The sequence below is a fragment of the Variovorax sp. VaC1 genome, from assembly GCF_043658315.1.
In the GTDB taxonomy this organism is placed as follows: Bacteria; Pseudomonadota; Gammaproteobacteria; order Burkholderiales; family Burkholderiaceae_C; genus Variovorax.
Map to the genome: position 1 here is coordinate 359,290 of NZ_JBIGLT010000006.1, position 20,825 is coordinate 380,114.

General features: G+C 69.0%; 7 protein-coding genes. 4 read left to right on the plus strand and 3 right to left on the minus strand.

Annotated elements, in window-relative coordinates; translation table 11 throughout:
* Window positions 1-74 precede the first annotated feature (74 nt).
* The 4 genes from fhuF to ACGLHS_RS24665 all read left to right on the plus strand — a co-directional run bounded on the left by fhuF (window position 75) and on the right by ACGLHS_RS24665 (window position 5,330).
* Window positions 75-866: a siderophore-iron reductase FhuF gene (gene fhuF / locus ACGLHS_RS24650; protein WP_394484052.1), complete on the plus strand. Its 792-nt coding sequence runs from the start codon at window positions 75-77 to the stop codon at window positions 864-866.
* A gap of 115 nt (window positions 867-981) precedes the next feature.
* A complete protein-coding gene (locus ACGLHS_RS24655; protein ID WP_093238882.1) occupies window positions 982-1,845 on the plus strand; it encodes a formyltransferase family protein in 864 nt (287 codons plus the stop codon).
* Window positions 1,842-2,954, plus strand: coding sequence for a GNAT family N-acetyltransferase (locus ACGLHS_RS24660; RefSeq protein WP_394484054.1), 1,113 nt, complete (start codon window positions 1,842-1,844; stop codon window positions 2,952-2,954). Before ACGLHS_RS24655 ends, ACGLHS_RS24660 begins: the two co-directional genes overlap by 4 nt.
* Before the next feature lie 150 nt (window positions 2,955-3,104).
* The gene (locus tag ACGLHS_RS24665) at window positions 3,105-5,330 is read left to right on the plus strand and encodes a TonB-dependent siderophore receptor (RefSeq protein WP_093238878.1); all 2,226 of its coding nucleotides are present in this window, start codon (window positions 3,105-3,107) and stop codon (window positions 5,328-5,330) included.
* A gap of 118 nt (window positions 5,331-5,448) precedes the next feature.
* On the opposite strand, the gene ACGLHS_RS24670 is transcribed toward ACGLHS_RS24665, so the two are convergent.
* Genes ACGLHS_RS24670 through ACGLHS_RS24680 form a run of 3 tightly spaced genes read right to left on the minus strand, consistent with a single transcriptional unit; the run spans window position 5,449 to window position 20,821 of the window.
* Window positions 5,449-9,534: an amino acid adenylation domain-containing protein gene (locus ACGLHS_RS24670; RefSeq protein WP_394484056.1), complete on the minus strand. Its 4,086-nt coding sequence runs from the start codon at window positions 9,532-9,534 to the stop codon at window positions 5,449-5,451.
* Between the two features lie 5 nt (window positions 9,535-9,539).
* The gene (locus ACGLHS_RS24675) at window positions 9,540-17,468 is read right to left on the minus strand and encodes an amino acid adenylation domain-containing protein (RefSeq protein ID WP_394484058.1); all 7,929 of its coding nucleotides are present in this window, start codon (window positions 17,466-17,468) and stop codon (window positions 9,540-9,542) included.
* The gene (locus ACGLHS_RS24680; protein ID WP_394484060.1) at window positions 17,468-20,821 is read right to left on the minus strand and encodes an amino acid adenylation domain-containing protein; all 3,354 of its coding nucleotides are present in this window, start codon (window positions 20,819-20,821) and stop codon (window positions 17,468-17,470) included. The genes ACGLHS_RS24675 and ACGLHS_RS24680 overlap by 1 nt, the downstream gene beginning before the upstream one ends.
* Window positions 20,822-20,825 lie beyond the last annotated feature (4 nt).

The window sequence follows — 20,825 nt, forward strand, 5'->3', positions numbered from 1 at the left end:
CATGCGGGCACGCTGGCGCGTCTTGTCTGGATGCACCCTGCGCACCGCTCCATCGCCCTGTGGCGGGCCGGTCCATGATCCCGCTGCTGGAGCCCCTCTTCCAGGGCGAACTGGCCCCGCTCGGCGAAAGACTCCAGCACGCGGACACGCCTCCGGCGGACGCCGTGCGCGTTGCCGACCTGCTGCGCTCCACCGACATGCTGGCCGAGGTGCTGCAGCGCCACGCGCGATTCAGGAAGAGCACCGGGCATGACCTGCGGGCCGTTGCCTCGGCATGGTGCCTCGAGTACGTGGCCGCGTTGCTGCCGCCGGTTGCCGCGGCAGCGAGCGTGCTGCAGCATGTCTTTCCGATGGCTGCCGAGCAGGTCTGGGTACGACTGGACGGCGATGGCGCTCCCACAAGCTTTCACATCCGCGAGACCGGCCAGGCCCTGTACGGCACCAGCACCGCGCAACGCTACGCCCCGCTGCTGCGGCAGCACCTGCGGCCGCTGTTCGCGACGCTCTGCAGCCTCACGCGGGTCGCACCCAAGATCCTCTGGGGCAATGCCGCGCGCCAGCTCGACCCGATCCTTGCCCAGGCACTGGCGCTGACCGGCGGTGCAGCGGTGATCGCGCAAGACCAGGCGCACCTGCTGCACAGCCCCGAGTGGCCACGCGATGCCGGCAACCCGCCGGAGCCCAACCCGCTCTTCAGTCGGCAGCGCGAGGTGCACCGCATCGACGGCGACGAGTGCGTGGCCATCAAGCTGCACCGGCAGTGCTGCCTGTACTACCTGCTGCCCGAAGAAGGCTACTGCGGTGCCTGTCCTCTGGCGCCACAGCACCGCAAGGGCGGCGTCGAGGTCGGCGAGGCGGACACCTGAAGGCGCCGGTGAACAGATCGCGCCGCATTCCGTCTCCCTCTGGAGGCACATCGGGCGGCTGCGCGCCGCCCTGCGCCGAATCCAGCGAAGAAGCCCATCCATTCATCCCACACCCATGACCAAGGCAAAGCTCGTCTACATCCTGTCCTTGAGAAACGCCGCGGCCGACCGGGCCGGCCAGCACATCGACTACAAGGGCGAGCCGCGCTACATGAAGTCGCCGCTCGAATACCTGGCCGAGGCGCTCGACACCACGCCGCTGGGCGATGCCTATTCGCTCGAAGGCATCGTCTACGACGACGATGCGCAATCGCCGCGCGACCAGGCGGCGCTGGCGGACTACGGGTTCGCGTGGCATCCCGACAGGCAATGGATCTTTCCGAAGGACCTGCGGGCCCAGGGGCAACTGCTGCGCGACATGCTGCATGCGGTGCCCTCGACCTACCGGCGCCTGCCGCTGGACGCGGCCACGCGCCCCGCGGCCAAGAGCGACTACGAACGCAAGCTGCTCGACAAGCTGCTGACGCTGCAGGCCGACGTGGTGGTGCTCGACGGGCTGCTCATCATCCTGGACGAACTGGTGCGGCCCGGCGCGCGTTTTCACCGCCGGATCGTCAACATCCACCCCGGCATCACGCGCATCGAGTCGCCGTACGAACGCCGCGGCGCCTGCGCGACGCTCGACGCGCTGCATGGCGCGCAGGGCCGCAAGGTGACCGACTGGACCACGATGGCCACGGTGCCGGTGCCGCCGGTACGCAAGACCGGCGCCTCGCTGCACTACGTGGACAACGGCATCGATTCGGGCGAGGTCATCTTCGACGTGCTCGGCACCGACATCGCGCCCGAGGACTCGATCCTCGAGTTGCGCTGGAACAACTTCAACCGCAGCCTCTTCCCGGCGCTGCACCAGGGCCTGGCCCTGCTGGCCCCGCACATCCGACGCCCGAGCGGCGCACACACCCAAGGAGACCTATGAAACCCGCTACATCCACGTCGGCCCCGGCCTTCGATACGCGACCGAAGACCCCGCTGATTTCCTATGCGGACGGCGTGCCGCACGAGGTCACGCTCGAAGGCACGAGCCTGATGGTTCGCACCCAAAACAATGGTGCGCTGTCGCAGTGGCGGATCGAGCCGTCGCCATCCGCCGGCACCGGCCTTGCGCTGGCGCAGGTCGAAGGCGAAACCTCGGGCCCTGGCGCGGCAGCCCATCTGCTCGCGGCACTCGAAGCCACGTTCGCGCACCATCCCGCGAACCGCACGGTCACCGTGGCCGATGCGGACCGCTTCGCCGACCTCGCACAGGCCGGCGTGCTGCTGCCCGGCACCGATGGCCGCGCGCGCGCCTGCAGAGACATGCTGTGGCAGCAGGCGCGCCTGTGGCTGCCCGCGGTGCACACGCCGATCGCGCTGCAATACGCGCTGACCGGTGGCAAGCGCCACCCGGTGCGCCCGCCCAAGCCGCGCGGCGTGCTCTACCAGCGCTTCATTCCCTGGCTGGGCCAGACCTTCTCGTTCCGCAGCATCGACATCGAGCGCGACCTGCCGATGTTCAACCGCTGGATGAACGACCCCGACGTGGCCCGCATCTGGGAAGAAGAAGGCGACTTCGACAAGCACCGCGCCTACCTCGGCGCCATCGACCGCGATCCGCACATGTACTCGATGATCGCGAGCTTCGACGGCGAGCCCTTCGCCTACTTCGAGATGTACTGGGCCAAGGAAAGCCGCATCGCGCCCTTCTACGACGTCGACGACCACGACCGTGGCTGGCACGTGCTGGTGGGCGAGCCCGCGTTCCGCGGCAAAGCGTATGCAACGGCCTGGCTCACGTCGATCTCGCACTACATCTTCCTGTGCGATCCGCGCACCGGTCGCGCCATGGGCGAGCCGCGCATCGACCACGTGCAGCAGATCCGCAACCTCGACAAATCGGGCTACGCCAAGGTGAAGGAATTCGACCTGCCGCACAAGCGCGCGCTGCTCGTGATGATGCTGCGCGAGCGCTATTTCTGCGATGCGCTCTGGCTGCCGCGCGACGACAGCGCCGTGATCTCGGGACGCCCGTTGTCTGCCACGCCCTGAGCGCCGTCTTCAGCCGCCAACCGGCGGCCAGCCAACTTTGAATCTGTCGCGGAAATACGCCAAATGCAACAACGTGTGGCGGTGAATTAATAAAATGAGAACCATTCTCATTAAAATCCGCGCGGTTCAATCATCCGTGAGTCCTATTTCATGCGCACTCTTCCCCCGCCTCGCCAACGCCTGCTGAACGCTTCGCTCGCAGCAGCGTTCGGAACCGCCGCCACGCTCTGGAGCCTGTCGGCCTCGGCACAGACGACGACCCAGACACCCGCCCAGCCGGCCGCCCCGCAACAAGGCGCCGCCGTCTCGTTGCCCCCGGTGACCGTGAGCGCCGACACGGAGGAAAGCGGCACCGGCCACGTCAACGGCTACGTGGCCAAGCGCAGCGCCACCGGCACCAAGACCGACACGCCGATCATCGAGACGCCGCAGTCGATCTCGGTGATCACGTCCGACCGCTACGACGCAATGGGCGCCAAGACCGTGAAGGACGCGCTGAGCTACACGCCCGGCGTCATCCCCACGCGCTATGGCGCGGACTCGCGCTACGACTGGATCACGCTGCGCGGCTTCGACGCCTACGCGCCGGGCTTCTACCTGGACGGCATGCCGCTGCGCAACAACGGCAACTGGGGCGTGTGGCAGACCGAGAACTACGGCGCCGAGCGCATCGAACTGCTGCGCGGCCCGTCCTCGGTGCTGTACGGCCAGAGCGGCCCCGGTGGCCTCGTCAACGTGGTCAGCAAGCGCCCCACCGCCGATCCGGTGCGCGAGATCCAGATGCAGTTCGGCGACTACGGCCGCCGCCAGATCGCAGCCGACTTCTCGGGCGCGATCGACACCGAAGGCAAGCTGCTCTACCGCGTCACGGGCCTCCTGCGCGACGCCAAGCTGCCCGTCGGCAACATGCCCGATGACCGCACCTACATCGCGCCTTCCTTCACCTGGAAGCCGTCGAGCGACACCAGCTTCACGCTGCTCTCGCAGTTCAGCCGCACGCGCGCGGGCGTCTACTCGCGCATGAACCCCGCCGTGGGCTCGCTCGTGCCGACGCCGATCGGCACCTACATTCCTTCTTCGCTGTTCACGAGCGACCCGATCAACAACCGGTTCAACCTCGACCAGTCGATGATCGGCTACCTGTTCGAGCACCGCATCAACGACACCTTCACGGTGCGCCAGAACGCACGCTACGGGCAGCTCAAGGTCGACTACGCCGCGGTGCAGGGCCGCGCCTTCCAGACGATCAACCCCGACAACGACAACGATCCATCGAACTTCGCGTTCATCCGCCGCACGATCTCGGGCAGCCGCGAGAAGGTCAAGGCCTTCAACCTCGACAACCAGCTGCAGGCCAGCCTGAAGTCGGGCGACTGGCAGCACAAGATCCTGGTGGGCCTAGACTACCAGCGCAACCGCATCGAGCAGTACAGCTACACCGGCGGCAGCGCGGCCCCGCTGAGCATCTTCGCGCCCGTCTACGGCGGGCCGATCCAGTTCCCCGACCCCTGGTTCAACGCCACCAGCACGCTGTCGCAGACCGGCCTGTACATCCAGGACCAGATCAAGTGGCGCGACAAGTGGATCCTGACCCTGGGCGGCCGCTACGACCGCGCCACCAGCAACATCGACAGCCGCCTGGACAACACGAACACGCGCATCTCCGAGCACAAGGCCACCAAGCGCATGGGCCTGACCTACGTGGCGGACAACGGCCTGGCGCCCTACTTCTCCTACGCCGAATCGTTCGCGCCGACGGCCACCCTCAACGCCGACACCAAGCAGCCCTTCAAGCCCGAGACCGGCCGCCAGTACGAAGTCGGCGTGCGCTACCAGCCACCCGGCCGCAAGGAAAGCTACAGCGCCGCCGTCTTCGACCTGCGCCGCAGCAACTACATCACCGCCGACGAGAACTACAAGCCGCGCCAGACCGGCGAAGTGGTGGTGCGCGGCCTCGAACTGGAAGCCACGGCCGAGGTCATGCCGCGCCTGAACATCACGGGCTCATATGCCTACACGCCCACGGCCAAGATCACGGCCAGCAGCACGCCGAGCGAGATCGGCAAGCCGCTGACGGCCGTGCCGCGCAACACCCTCGCGGTGTGGGCCGACTACCGCTTCACCAATGGCCTGAAAGTGGGCCTGGGCGCGCGCTTCATCGGCGCCAACCACGGCGACCTGAACGCCGCGCCGGCCAAGGTGCCATCGTCGACCGTCTTCGACGCGATGATCGGCTACGACTACGAACGCTGGAGCCTCGCGCTCAACCTGCGCAACCTGACCAACAAGACCTACTTCGCCAACTGCGACCAGTACGGCAGCTGCTACTACGGCGACCCGCGCCGCGTGACGGCCACGGCAACCTACCGCTTCTGAACCAACCCGGGCCAGCAGGCCCGGACCAAGAAAAAAGCCCCGGAGGATGCAGCGTTCGCGCTGCGCCTTCCGGGGCTTTTTTTAGTGGCCTGCGCGTTGTCGCGCAGGCCGGCCGGCGTCATGCCGTCGCGGTGTCGGTAGCGCGCAGCGCCTTCGCAAGCGCCGCGCACAACTGCGGATGGCGAATGATGTCCAGGTGGCTCGCCTGCGGCAGCACCTCGGTCGCGACGACCTGCGCGTGGTCCTGCCAGCGGCGCAGCACGCCCTCGGCCGCCAGCGAACTGTCGGCCTGGAACACATGGACCGGCAATGCCGATGGCTCGTACGCATAGCGCTGCGCCTGCACGCGCTTGTCGAGCGTGGCCCACATCAGGTACTCGGCCGCCTCGTCGCCGGGCCCGTCCACCGGAAAGTCCTGCGCCGCGTCGAGCACCTGCAGCGCGACCCAGCTGCGTTCGCCGTCGTCCATGCGGGCGATCAGCGCCTGCCACTGCTCGGCCATCTGCGAACGCGCGAGCCACGCCGCGAGCGCCTCGTCGGCCTGCGCGCGCTGTGCCGGCGCCAGCTCGCGCGAAGGCACCAGCGGCTCGGTCTCGAACACATCCACCAGCGCGGTGAAGACGATCTCGACGCGCCCCTGCAAGCGCCGCGCGACCTCGAAGGCGAGGTCGCCGCCCGAAGACCAGCCCAGCAACGCGCAGCGCCCGCCCGTGGCCGTCGCGGCGATGAAGTCCGCGTACTCGGCCGCCATCTCCTGCACCGCAAAGCCGCGCCAGCGCTTGCGCGTGTAGACGTGGCTCACGAAGCCGTACACCGGCCGGTCGGCCTGCAACGCCTCGGCCAGCGGCAGGAACTCGCGCGTGTTGACGATCAGCCCCGGCAGGCAGAACAGCGGCGTGCCCGCGCCGGTGGCGGCAAGGCAGACGGCATCGTGCGAAGTCTCGAACTTCTGCCGCAGGCGTGCCGCCAGGCTTTGCAAGCTCTCGGCCTGCATCACGTCGGGCAGGCTCAACTGGGCGCCGCCGGGCAACTGCTTGCGGATGCGCGCCACCAGCTTGAGGCTCAGGATCGAGTCGCCACCGAGCGCGAAGAAGTTGTCGCCACGCGCGATGCGCTCCACACCGAGCACCTGGCGCCAGATGCCGGCCAGTGCCTCTTCGACCGGGCCACGGGGCGCATCGAAGGCCTGCTGCAGCTGCTCCGCCGCATCGGGCTCCTGCGGACGCGGCAGTGCACGCCGGTCGATCTTGCCGTTGGCCGTCAGCGGCAGTGCATCGAGCACGACGATCTTCTCGGGCACCAGCCACGCCGGCAGGCTGCCCTGCAGCGCCCGTCGCAGCCCTTCGACATCGAAGGCCGCACCCCGCGCCTTCGGCACCACGTAGGCCCACAGCACCGCGCTGTCGTGCGCGCCCGCATCCGCCACGACCACCGCATCGCCGACCTCGGCGAACTGCCGCAGGCGCGCCGCCAGCTCGCCCGGCTCGACGCGGTAGCCGCGAATCTTGACCTGGTCGTCGTTGCGCCCGAGAAACTCCAGCGTGCCGTCGCTGCGCTGCCGCACCCGGTCGCCCGCGCGATACAGGCGCTGGCCATCGCCGAACGGCGACGCGACAAAGCGCTCCGCACACAGGTCGGCGCGCCCGAGGTAGCCACGCGCCACACCCGGCCCGCCGATGTACAGCTCGCCCGGCATGCCTGGCTGCACGGCCTGCAATTGCGCGTCGAGCACGTAGGCATCCATGTTCGGTATCGGGCGTCCGAGCGGCAGGTTGTCCATCGCCGCACCGGTGGGTGCTTCTGCAAAATGCGTCAGCATGCCGACCGTCGTCTCGGTCGGCCCGTAGTGATTGAAGATGCGCAAATCGGGCCGAAGCATGCGGATCGTCTGTAGCGTGGCCGCATCGGTGACCTCGCCGCCCAGCACCAGCGTGTGCAATGGCAGCACCGCTTCGGGCCGCTGCGCGTTGAGCAGCCCCTTGAGGTGGCTCGGCACGATCTTCAGCACGCCCGGCTTGTGCCTTGCCATGCTTGCGGCGAAGGCATCTGGGTCGAACGCCTCGTCGGCCGTCAGCAGATGCAGGCTGCCGCCCGAACACAGCGCGCCGAACAGCGAGGTGTGGCCCAGGTCGGCCGAGACGGTGGAGACCATCGCGAAGCGCTCGCCCGCCTGCAGGCCGAAGCGCACGAGCACGCCTTGCGCGTAGTTCGCAAGCGCACCGTGCGACACCGCCACGCCCTTGGGGCGGCCGGTCGAGCCCGAGGTGTAGATCACATAGGCCGCCTGGTCCGGGTGCACCTGCATCGCGATGCGCGGCGGCTCGGCATTGGCCGGCAGATCGAAGTGCACGCCCAGTTGCGGCACCGCCGGCTGCCACGGCAGCGGCGCGGTGACCAGCACCATCGCTGCGCCGCTGTCCTCCAGCAGATCGGCGATGCGCTGCGGCGGCAGTGCAGGGTCGACAGGCACATAGGCACCGCCGGCCTTCAGGACCGACAGCAGCGCGAGCACGAACTCCGGCGAGCGCTCCATGCAGACGGCCACGCGGCTCTCTGGCCCGACGCCACGGCGCCGGAGTTCGGCGGCCCAGTGCGCGGAGGCGCGGTCGAGTTCGGCGTGGCTGCGCATGCGGTCGCCGCAGACCAACGCGGAGGCATCGCCCCGCTGCGCCGAAGCGTTGGCCAGCATCTGCAGCACGTTGTCGAACGGCCATGCCTTGCGCTCGCCGCGCAGGCTCGATTCGCCGGCCAACTCGGTGCCGGCCAATGCCAGTGCGGGCCGGTCTGCCACCTGCGCGGCAAGGCTGCGGAACGCATCGGCGAGCCGGTCGATGGTCACGCGGTCGAAGATGTCGGTGGCGTAGGCCAGCTCAAAAGACAGTGCACTGCCCGTGTCGATCAGGTCGAAGCTCAGGTCGAAGTGCACTTCGTCGACGCCGATGCCATCGGCCGTCATGCCGCCCGCATCGGGCGCCGCCGCAGCAGGCGCGCCGCCCGTGGCCTGCTGCGTGGACTTGATCTGGAACAAGGGCTGCAGGCCCGGCGTGCGCTCGACGGCCAGGGCTTCGATCAACATGTCCAGCGGCAGGTCCTGATGGCTCTTGGCTTCGAGCACCCGCTCGCGCACCTGCCGCAGCAGGCTCGCGAAATCGGCCGACGGATCGATCTTCAGGCGCAGCACCAGCACGTTCGTGAAGTGCCCTACCAGCCCGGCCAGCTCAGGCCGGTCGCGCGTGGTCGAGGGCGACCCGATGCAGATGTCGCGCTCGCCGCAGTAGCGCCAGACCAGCAGGCCGAGCAGCGCGATGGTCACCATGTAGGGCGAAGCCGCATGCTGGCGCCCCAATTCCTTCAGGCGCTGCGAGACATCGGGTGCGAGTGCGAACGCGACCATGTCGCCCTGTGCACTGCGCGTGGCCTGGCGCGGGCGGTCGAGCGGCAGCGCAGTGCTCGGCGGCGCGTCGCGAAGCTGTTCGCGCCAGTAAGCGATCTGCCGTTGCAGCTCACCGGCCTCGAGCCACTGCCTCTGCCACACGGCGTAGTCGGCATAGTCGAGTGCGCCCACCGCCGGGGCGGCCGGGGCCACCGGGGCAACAGGCTGCGCAAGCAGTGCCATCAACTCCGCCATCAGCAGTTCGACCGATTGCCCGTCGGCAGCGATGTGGTGCACGCCCAGCAGCAGTTCAGACACGCCATCGGCAAACACATGCAGCTCGCCCCGGAACACCGGGCCATGCTCCAGATCGAAAGGCGCGGCCGCGAAATCCCTCGCCGCAGCCTGCAGCGTTGCTTCGCTGTCGCGATGCGCCGAACTCCACTCGCGCACCGCCCAGCCAAAGCCGCGCTGCGGATCGATGCGCTGCAGCGCCTGCCCATCCGCATCGGCAGGATAGGTGGTGCAAAGCACCGCATGCCGTTGCACCAGCAAGGCGACGCAGGCGCGAATGCTGTCGGCGCCGCGCGCATCGGGAATGCGCAGCCGGCCCGCCAGGTTGTAGGCCGGCGAATGCGGCGCACGCTGCCAGGCCAGCCACAGGGCCCGTTGCGCGTAGGCCATCGGCACCGGCGCGCCGGCGTCCCTCGGGATCATCGGCAGCGTGTCGAAGTCGATGCCGTTGGCGCGCAGCTTCTCCAGAAAGATCCGCTGCTTGTCGGCCGGCAGCGCGACGAAGCGCCGCGACAGGGCATTCAGTTCCGGGCTCATGCTTTCTATATCTCCAGTTCGCCAAGCAGCGCGTCGATGCGATCGGCGCTGCGGTCTTCATGGGCCACGAGGCCCAGGCCCGCGGGAATTTCCGCCGCCACGCCGGCGGCGAAATCCGCGAAGGACGGTGTCTCGAACACCGCGCGCAGCGGCAGCTCGATACCGAAGCGCCGCTTGGTGGCCGACACCAGCCGCACCGCCAGCAGCGAGTGGCCGCCCAGCTCGAAGAAGTTGTCGCGGCGGCCGATGCGCGCCACCTGCAACACCTCGGCCCAGATGGCCGCGAGCTTTTCTTCCACCTCGCCTTGCGGCGCCTCGTGGGCGTCGACGCTTTCCAGGTCGGGCGCCGGCAGCGCCTTGCGGTCCACCTTGCCGTTCGGGTTCAGCGGCAACGCCGCGAGCACCACGATCGCGCTGGGCACCATGTAGTCGGGCAGCGCTTCGGCGAGCGCCGCGCGCAGGCCCTGTCCTTCGAGCGAGCCCGAAGCCGGGGCCTCGCCCGACACATAGCCCACCAGCCGCGCACCACCGGGCGCCTGCTGCGCCACCACCACGGCCTCGCGCACGCCGGGCTGCGCAAGCAGCGCAGCCTCGATCTCACCCAGCTCGATGCGAAAGCCCCGCACCTTCACCTGGTGGTCCGTGCGGCCCAGGTACTCCAGCGCGCCTTCCGCGCTCCAGCGCACGACGTCGCCGGTGCGGTACAGGCGCCCGCCTGCTTCACCGCCGAAGGGATCGGCCACGAAGCGCTCGGCACTGAGCGCCGGCCGCCCGTGATAGCCGCGCGCCAGCAACTCGCCACCGATATAAAGCTCGCCGGCCACGCCAGGCGGCGCGAGCTGCAGCTCGGCATCGAGCACATAGAGCCGGCGCCCCCCCAACGGCCGGCCGATCGGCATCTGCGCCGGCAGGGCCTGCGTGCCGTCGAGGTAGCCGCCGCAATCGTGCGAGGTGGCGCTGACCACGGTCTCGGTCGGGCCGTAGACGTTCAGCAGCCGGATGTGGCCCATGCCCGCTTCGCGCCAGGCCTTCACGCCTTCGGCGGGCATCGCCTCGCCGCCGGTGTTCATCTGGCGCAGCACGCCGTAGTCGCGCACGCCCTGCTGCGCGAAGTCTTGCGCCAGCAGGTGCCAGTAGGCCGTCGGCAGGTCGGCGACGGTGATGCCGCGCACGATCAGCTCGCGGTAGAAGGTGTCGCTGTCCCACAGCACCGGCCCGCGCAGCACGACGGCGCTGCCGGCCGCCAGCGGCGGGAACAGCTGCTCCACGAAGCCATCGAAGTTGATGGTCGAGAACTGCAGCATGCGTTCGCGCGGGGCAAGGCCGAACAACGCGATCGACACGCGGCTGTGCGCGGCCAGCGCACCGTGCGCAATGCCGATGCCCTTGGGCCGCCCGGTCGAGCCCGAGGTGTAAATCACGTACGCAAGGTGGTGCGCGTGCTGCGCGACTTCGGGGTCGTGCACCGCTTCGTCGTCGAGCGCGAGTCGGTCGAGCTCGAGCAGCGTGAGCGGCTGGCCGCCTTGGGCGATGCGCGCGGTCAGCGGGCCTTGCGTGAGCAGCAGCCCGATGGCGCTGTCCTCGACCATGTAGGCCAGCCGGTCCGCGGGGTACTCCGGGTCCAGCGGCACGTAGGCGCCGCCGGCCTTCAGGATGGCCAGCAAGCCGACGACCATGTCCATCGAGCGCTCGACCATGAGGCCGACACGCACGTCGGGGCCCACGCCGAGTGCGATCAACCGGTGCGCGAGGCGGTTGGCGCGCTGGTTCAGCTCGCCGTACTGCCACTCGGCCTCGCCGTGGATCAACGCCACGGCGCCGGGCTGCTGGCTCGCATGCCGCTCGAATTCGCGGTGCACGAATGCATCGGTCCCGGTGGACACGCCTGCCACATCCCATTGGCCGAACTGCCCCAGTTGCGCGCGCTGCGCATCGCCCAGCATCGATACCTCATGCACCGTGCGCGCGGCATCGACTGCCAACGCCTGCAGCAACTGGCCCAGGTGTGCGGCGATGGCAGCGGCTTCGCGCTCGCCGATCAATGCGCGGTCGTGATCGAACTGCAACGTGAGCGTGGGCGCCAGCACGACCGACACCGTCAGCGGATAGTGCGTCTCGTCGCGCTGGCCGGCCATGGCCACGCGCATGCCGCCGGGCATGTTGTCGCGCAGCGCCTGGTCGACGGGGTAGTTCTCGAACACCAGGATGGTGTCGAACAGGCCCGGGCCGTTCTGCCCGGCCCAGCGCTGGATCTCATAGAGCGGCGTGTGCTCGTGCTCGCGCACCTCGACGTTCTGCGCCTGCAGCTCGCGCAGCCATGCGCCCACCGTCCGCTCGGGCCGGGGCGTGCAGACCACCGGCAGCGTGTTGATGAACAGGCCCACCATCTGTTCGACCCCGGCCAGGTCGCCGGGGCGGCCCGCCACGGTGGAACCGAAGGCCACCGCCTGCTGGCCGCAGTACCGCTGCAGCAACAGCGCCCAGGCCGCCTGCACCAGCGTGTTCAGCGTGACGTGCTCGCGCTTGGCGAAGGCCACGAGGCGCTGCGTGGCGTCGGCATCGAAGGCGTGCTCGAAGTTGCCGTGGCCGGGTTGTGCCTCGGCCACCTCGGCGGCCTTGGGCAATGCATCGACCAGCCGTGTCGGCCCTTCAAGCCGCTGCAGCTCGCGGCGCCAGTAGCTTTCGCTGGCGGCTGCGTCCTGTGCCTGAAGCCAGCCGATGTAGTCGCGGTAGCGGCCTTGCAGTGCGGGCAGTGGCTGTCCGCCGTAGTGGCGCAGCACTTCGCCCAGCAATTGCGAAGTGCTCCATCCGTCCAGCAGCAGATGGTGCACGGTCCAGACGAAGTGATGGCTGCGCGCGCCGGTGCGCACCAGCACGAAACGCGCGAGCGGCGGCCGCTCCAGGTCGAAGCCGCGCGACAGCTCGGTACGCGCCAGCGCGGCAAGGTCTTCGGCCGACGCCGCCTTGCCCTGCCAGTCCTCCTCGCGCCAGGGCAATTGCGTACCACGGTCGATCCATTGCAGGGGTTGGCTTTCACGTTGCAGGAAGCCGGTACGCAGCACGTCGTGCCGTTGGAACACGGCCTCCCATGCGGCGCGGAAGCGCGTCGCGTCGAGCCCCTCGAAGTCGAGCCGCAGCTGGTTCTGGTAAGTGTTGGCACCCGGCTCGAAGACGCTGTGAAACAGCATGCCCGACTGCATCGGCGACAGCGGGTACAGGTCCGCCAGTTGCGCGGCCGGCACCGGCAGCGCATCGAGTTGTTGCTGGTCGAGCTTCGCAAGCGGAAAGTCCGACGGCGTGGCGCCGCGCGCGCCGCTCGTGCAGTGGCGCACCAGCGCTTCGAGTTCCTGCCGGAAGCGTTGCACCCAGCCTTCTACCGCCGCGCGCTCGTGGCGCGCCGCGCTGTAGCTCACGCGCAGCGTCAGCACGCCGTCGAACACCTGCCCGTTGACCGAGAACTCGTGCGTCAGCGGAGCCCCGCCGTCCACCGGGGCGCCGCTGGACTCCTGCGCGGGCATCCACTGCGCGCGCTCGTCGAAGCCGCCGTCGAACTGGCCGAGGTAGTTGAAGACCACCTGCGCTTTCGGCACCGCCTGCAGCGCCTGCCGTTGCGCGGCATCGCCCGCGTGCTTGAACACGCCGTGGCCGAGCCCCTTGTTGGGAATGCGGCGCAGGCTTTCCTTCACGCGCTTGATCGCTTCGCCGATCTCGCCCTGCGGTGCGAGTGCCACCGGGAACAAGGCGGTGAACCAGCCCACCGTGCGCGACAGGTCGATGTGCGCGAAGAGATCCTCGCGGCCGTGGCCTTCGAGATCGATCAGGATGCGCGTGTGGCCGCTCCAGGCGCACAAGGCCCGGCCGAGTGCGGTGAGCAGCAGGTCGTTGGCCTGCGTGTGATAGGCCGCGGGTGCGTCTTTCAGCAATGCGTCGGTGGTCGCCTTGTCGAGTTGAAGTTCGACGGTCTGCTGGTCTTGGGCCGTGTTCGAGGCTTGCGGGTGCGCACAAGGCAGTGTGGCCGGCACACCGGCCAATGCGCGCCAGTGGTCGATCTCGTCGCCGTGGGCGGCGGCATAGCCTTGCAACGCGAGCGACCAGTCCTTGTAGCTGCTGGTCTTCGCGGGCAGCGCGACCGGCTGGCCCGCAAGGCTCTGACGGTAGGCGTCCTGCAGGTCTTCGAGCAGGATGCGCCACGACACGCCATCGACCACCAGGTGATGGATGGCCAGCAGCAGCCGCGACTCGCCCTCGGGCAGCTCGATGACCAGCGCACGGATCAGCGAGCCTTGCGCCAGGTCGAGGCTGCGCTGCGCCTCTTCGCACAGCGCTTCGATCTGCGCCGCATCGCTGGCGCTGCGCACCCAGAGAAGCTCCGCGAACTCGTTGTCGGAGACCGTTCCGTAGTGCTGCTGCCAAGTTCCCTCGCCATCCAGCGTGAAGCGCAACCGCAGGCTGTCGTGGTGCTGCACCACCGCGCGCAGGGCCTGCCGCAAGGCCGGCAATTTCAGCGGCTCGCGGTTCTTCAGCAACACGGCCTGGTTCCAGTGATGGCGCGCCGTCATCTTCATCTCGAAAAACTCGCGCTGGAACGGCAGCAGCGGCACCTCGCCCTGCGCCGCTGCCTGCAACTCGGCAGCGGGCCGCTTCGCATCGCCATTCGGCACGATTGCGCCCGCCAGCTGGGCCACGGTCTGGCGCTCGAAGATCTGCTTGGGCGTGGCCTTCCAGCCTGCCAGCCGCAGCCGCGCCACGATCTGCAGACTCAGGATCGAATCACCGCCCAGCTCGAAGAAGTTGTCGTTGCGGCCCACTTGCGCCAGCCCCAGCACATCGCGCCAGACCTTGGCGAGCGCTTCTTCGGCCTCGCCCTGCGGCGCCTCGTAGGCGCGGCCGGTCTCGGCCGTGGGTTCAGGCAGCGCATGGCGATCCACCTTGCCGCTGGGGCTCAACGGCAACGCGTCGACCACCATCACGACGGCCGGCACCATGTAGTCGGGCAGCGCACGCGCGAGCCTTTCCTTGAGTTGTGCCGCATCGGCCTGCAGGCCGCTTCGCGGCGACACGTAGGCCACGAGCCGCGCGCCACTGAGGCCGGCGGCGGCAATCACCACCGCCTGCCGCACTTCGGGCTCGGCCAGCAACCGCGCCTCGATCTCGCCCAGCTCGATGCGAAAGCCCCGCACCTTCACCTGGTGGTCGATGCGCCCCAGGTATTCGAGCTGGCCGTCGTCGCGCCAGCGCACCCAGTCGCCGGTGCGGTAGAGCCGGCCGCCGGCCCCGTCGAAGGGGTCGGCGACGAAGCGCTCGGCGCTCAGGCCCGCGCGATGCAGGTAGCCGCGTGCAAGGCCAGTGCCGCCGAGGTACAGCTCGCCGGCCACGTTGCGCGGCACACGGTTGAGGTCGCCATCGAGCACATAGGCCTTGCGTCCGCCCACGGGCTGCCCGATGGGCGCATAGCCCTCGCTGAAGCTCGCGGCCGCATCGACCTTCCACAGCATCGGCGTGACCACCGCTTCGGTCGGTCCGTAGCCGTTGATGAGGATCTGCGGCTTCAGGTGCTTGCGCACCGCATCGAAGCTCTCGCGCGACATCGCCTCGCCGCCGAAGGAGTACAGGTGCACGGGCGGGCAGCGGCCGGTGTCGCGCGCCCAGTCGGCGAGCTGGCGCAGGTAGACCGGTGGAAAGCCGGCGTTGGTCACGCCATGCCGCTGCATCGCGTCGAGCGTCTGCTCGGCGGTCCAGAGCGTGGCATCGCGCAGCAGCAGCGAGGCGCCGCAGCACAGCGCCGTAAAGAGCCGTTCGTGCGCGCCGTCGAAAGAGAAAGACAGGAAGTGCAGCTCGCAAGAGCGCGGCCCCATCTCGTAGAGCACGGCCGTGTCGACGCAATGCGCGGCGAAGGGACCGTGCGCCACCATCACGCCCTTGGGCATGCCGGTCGATCCCGAGGTGTAGATGATGTAGGCCAGTTGGCCGGCGTGCACCGGCACCTCGGGCGCCAGCTCGCTGTCGGTTGCCAGGTCGGCGGTGTCGAGTTCGAGCGCCCGCACGCCCTCGCGCAGGGGAACGCGCGAGCGCAGATGGCTCTGGGTCACGAGCAGCGCGATGCCGCTGTCTTCGGCCATGTAGGCCAGCCGGTCCACCGGGTACTCGGTGTCCATCGGCACATAGGCGGCGCCGGCCTTGAGGATGCCGAGCAGGCCGACGACCATGTCCATCGAGCGTTCGACCGCGATGCCGACGCGTGCCTCGGGCGTCACGCCCCATGCGATCAATCGGTGCGCGAGGCGGTTGGCCCGGCGGTCGAGTTCGCCATAGCTCAAGACCTGGTCGCCGAAGATCAACGCGGTGGCATCGGGTTGCGCCTTTGCCTGCCGCGCCATCAGGCGGTGCACGGGTTCAGCATCGCCCCCCTCTGCCCGCAGGTTCACGCCCCATTGCGTGAGCTGCCGCGTTTCGTCGGCGGCCAGCAGGTCGATGTCGCCGATGCGCCGGTCCGGCGCGTGGGCCAGCACTTCCAGCACCGCGAAGTAATGCGCCGCCATGCGTTCGACGGTCCGCGCGTCGAACAACTCGCGGGCGTAGTGAAAGTTCAGCTGCACCTGCCCACGGCCGTCCTCGATGGCGCCCAGCGTCAGTTCGAACTGGGCCGCCTGTTCGCCCAGCGCGTAGTCCTGCAACGCCAGCCCCGGCAGGCTTTCGAGCGCCCGGTGATCCTGCTGCAGGTGGTTGAACATCACCTGGAACAGCGGCGCCGTGCTCAGGCTGCGCTCGGGCTGCAGGGCTTCCACGAGCTGCTCGAAAGGCAGGTCCTGGTGCGCCTGCGCGCCCAGTGCCGCTTCGCGCGTGTTCGCAAGCGCCTGCTTCAGGCGCGTGCGGCCGTCGAGCGCGTTGCGCAGCACCTGCGTGTTGACGAAGAAGCCGATGATGCGTTCGGACTCCACCCGATGGCGGTTGGCGATCGGCACGCCGACCCGGATGTCCTGTTGCGCGGTGTAGCGGTTCAGCAGCACCTGGAAGCCCGTGAGCAGCACCATGAACAGCGTGGCGCCATCGGCCTGCGCGCGCCGTCGCAGCGCCTCGGCCAGCGATGGCGGCAAGGCCGTGCCGTGGTGCGCGGCGCGGTACTTGCCGTCCGCGCTGCGCGGATGGTCGGTGGGCAGCTGCAACACCGGATGTTCGGCGCCGAGCTGGGCCTTCCAGTAGTCGAGCTGCCGGTCTTTCTCGCCGGCTTCGAGCCAGTGCTTCTGCCAGATCGCGTAGTCGGCGTACTGGATCGGCAGCGCCTCCGCTTCCGGCGCCAGCCCCTGCACGCGTGCGCGGTACTGCGCGACGAATTCATCCACCACGATGCGCATCGACCAGCCATCGGACACGATGTGATGCATCACCACCGCCAGCACATGCGCGTCGGCACCGAGGCGGATCAGCGCGACCCGCAGCAGCGGCCCGGTCGTCAGATCGAAGGGGGTGTCGGCGATGCGGCGGGTTTCTTCCTGCGCGCGGGCCTCACGCTGCGCGGCGTCCAGCGACGAAAGATCGACGAGGGGAATGTCCAGCACGACGTGCGGCAGCACCCGCGGCTCGACCAGCCCCTCGGCCGTTGCACTGAACACGGTGCGCAGCGATTCGTGGCGCGCGACCAGCGCGTTGAAGCTTTCCTTCAGCGCCTCGATGTCCAGTTGCCCCTCGAGCCGCAGCCCGCCCGAGATGTGATACGCCGAGCTGCCCGCATCGAGCTGCCACAGGAACCACTGGCGCATCTGCGCATACGAGGGCACGCAGGCCGGCTGCGCCGACGCGTCGCGCGCAACGATCGGGAACTGCCCGATGGTGAAACCTTCGGCGCGGATCTTCTGGTACACCGCGCGGCGCTGCGCCGGGTTCAGGCGCGAGAAGCGGCGGCCGATGTGGTCGTGGGTGGCTGTCGTTGTTTCCATCAGGTTGTTTCTTCCATGGCGTCGATGAAGGCATCGATGTCGAGCAGCGACTGCGCGTGCGGCTTGCGCGCGCCCGCTTCGGCGATCAGGGCGGCCATGTCCCTCAGAACCGGGTGTTGAAAGATGTCCTTGACCGCAAGGTCCGAATGCAGGCCGGCCTGCACGCGCGCCACCACCTGCATCGACATCAGCGAATGCCCGCCCAATTCGAAGAAGTGGTCATTGCGGCCAATGCGCCCCATGCCCAGCACTTCGGCCCAGATGGCCGCGAGCGCAACTTCGGTGTCGCCCTCAGGTGCTTCGTGAGCGGCTTCACTGCTGCCACCGCGCCCGGGGTCGGGCAGCGCCTTGCGGTCGACCTTGCCGTTCGCATTGAGCGGCAGCGACGCCAGCGTCACGATGACGCCGGGCACCATGTGGTCGGGCAGCACGCGGCCGAGGCGCGTGCGCAGTTGCGCCGTGTCGACGGCCTGCCCCGCCTGCGTGGACAGGTACGCCACGAGGATCGCGGCGCCGCCGCGCTCCCTTGCCACGACCACGGCTTCGCGGACCTCGGGCTGCGCCAGCAACTGGGCTTCGATCTCGCCCAGCTCGATGCGAAAGCCCCGGATCTTCACCTGGTGGTCGAGCCGGCCAAGGTAGTCAAGCTGACCCTGCGCATTCCAGCGCACGAGGTCGCCCGTGCGATAGAGGCGCCCGCTCTTCGCATCGAAAGGATCGGCCACAAAGCGTTCGGCCGTCAGGCCCGCGCGCTTCACGTAGCCGCGCGCCAGGCCGATGCCCCCAAGATAAAGCTCGCCAGCCACGCCCGGCGGCACGAGGTTCAGCGAGGCATCGAGCACATAGGTGCGGATGCCCGAGATCGGCCGCCCGATCGCAACCTGGCTGCGGCCGTCGTTGCGGCAGGTCCAGTGCGTGACGTCGATGGCGGCCTCGGTCGGGCCGTAGAGGTTGTAGAGCGTCGCGCCGGGCAGCCGTGCATGCACGCCGTTCTGCGCTTCGGCGGGCAATGCCTCGCCGCTGCAGACGATGCGCCGCAGGCTCGTGCAGGTCTCGACGCCTTCATGCGCAAGGAACGCCTGCAGCATCGAAGGCACGAAGTGCAGCGTGCTGACTTCATGGCGGCGGATCAGCTCGACCAGCCGTGCCGGCTCGCGATGATCGCCGGGCCGCGCCACGACCAGCCGCGCGCCCTGCATCAACGGCCAGAAGAACTCCCACACCGACACGTCGAAGCTGAACGGCGTCTTCTGCAGCACCGTGTCTTCGGGGCCGAGGCCGTAGGCCTGCTGCATCCAGGCCAGGCGGTTGTGCAGCGCGCCGTGCCGGTTGGCCGCGCCCTTGGGCTTGCCGGTGGAGCCCGAGGTGTAGATCACGTAGGCAAGGTTTTCCGCATGGAGCGCCACCACGGGATCGGTCTCGGCGCATCCGGCGAAGTCCATCGCGTCGAGTGCCCACACCGCAACGCCGGCGGGCCATGACAGGCGTTCGCGCAGGTGGCCTTGTGTCAGCACCAGCGACAGCTCGCTGTCTTCCGTCATGTGGGCGAGCCGGTCGGCGGGATATTCCGGGTCCAGCGGCACATAGGCGCCGCCGGCCTTCATGACGCCGAGCAGCGCCACCACGAGCTCGATGCTGCGCTCCAGCGCCACGCCGACCTTGGTCTCGGGGCGCACGCCCTGTGCGATCAGCCGGTGCGCAAGCTGGCTGGCGCGCCGGTTGAGTTCGCGGTAGCTCAGTGTTTGCTCGCCGAAAACGAGTGCGACCGCATCGGGCTGCGCCGCAGCCTGTCGTTCGATCAGGCGATGCACCGGCACTGGCGCACCGTGGTGCGCCGCGTTGACTCCCCATTGCGCGAGCTGCGCATGCTCCACATCGCCCAACAGGTCGAGATCGCCCAGTGCAAGCGTCGGTTGCGCCACCAGGGCTTCGAGCACGCGCCGGTAGTGCCCGGCAAGACGCTCGATGGTGCCGGGCTCGAACAGCTCGGCGGCGTAGCGGAAGGCTGCGCGAATTCCGCCGTCCGCGCGTTCGATGGTTTCGAGCGTCAGCTCGAAAGGCGCGGCGCGCTCTTCCAGATCGATGCGGCGCACCTGCAGGCCGGGCCATCCGCGCAACGGCCGGTCGCCCTCGCCGAGGTGGTTGAACATGACCTGGAACAGCGAGGCACCGGCGTGCCCGCGGTCGGGGCGCAGCGCCTGCACCAGTTGCTCGAAGGGCAGCTCCTGGTGGGCCTGCGCCTCGATCGCGGTTTCGCGCACCTGGGCCAGCAGGTCGCCCAGGGGCATGCGCGCGTCCATGCGCGCATCCATCACCACGGTGTTGATGAAGGCGCCTACCACGCCGGCCGTTTCGGGCCGGCTGCGACCCGCGACAGGCACGCCGACACGCACTTCGCACTGCCCGGTGTAGCGGAACAACAGGGCCTGGAAGGCGGCGAGCAGCACCATGAAGAGCGTGCCACCCTGTGCGCGGGCCTGCCGCTTGAGTTCGCTGGCCAGCTGCGCGGGAATGTCGAGCGCGTGCTGCGCCGCGCTGTAGTTCGCGCCGGCCGAACGCGGCCGATCAGTCGCAAGGTCGAGCACGGGCTGGCCATGGCCGAGCCGCTGCTGCCAGTAGGCAAGCTGCCGCGCTCCCTCTTCGCCTTCGAGCCACTGGCGCTGCCAGCGCGCGAAGTCGATGTAGCGGATCTCGGGCTCGGGCCCCGCCGGCGCTTGCGAGCCTTCGCAGCGCAACGCATAGAGCCGTGCCAGTTCATCGAGGATCAGTTCGACCGACCATGCGTCGGAGCCGATGTGATGCATCATCAACAGCAGTTGATGGTCGTCGGGCCCCATCTTCAGCAAGGTGCCGCGCAACAGCGGCCCGGTTGTCAGGTCGAAGGGCGTGCGGCACACCTGCAGCACCGTCTCGCGGTAGCGCGCATCGCGGGCCGTGGCATCGAGCCCGGCAAGATCGACGAAGGGAATCTCGATGCGGCTCCCGGCTTCGACGAACTGCTCCGGCAGGCCCTGCGCGCCCGCGCGGAACACGGTGCGCAGCGTGTCGTGGCGCATCGTGAGTGCCTGCACCGCCTCTTGCAGCGCGGCCACGTTCAGCGGCCCCGAAAAACCCAACCCGCCACCGACGTGATAAGCCGTGTTGCCCGCATCGAGCTGCCACAGGAACCACTGCCCCTGCTGCGCGAACGAAACCGGCGCGGCGCCATGGTCGGTGCCGCGCGCGATCGCATCGCGCGATGGCGCCGGGGGCGCACCGGCATTGCCGTCGCGCTTCAGGCGACGCTGCAGCATCTCCAGCTGCGCCGGCGACAACTGCGCGCGGCGCGCGGAAAGATCCTTGCTCTGATTCATTGGA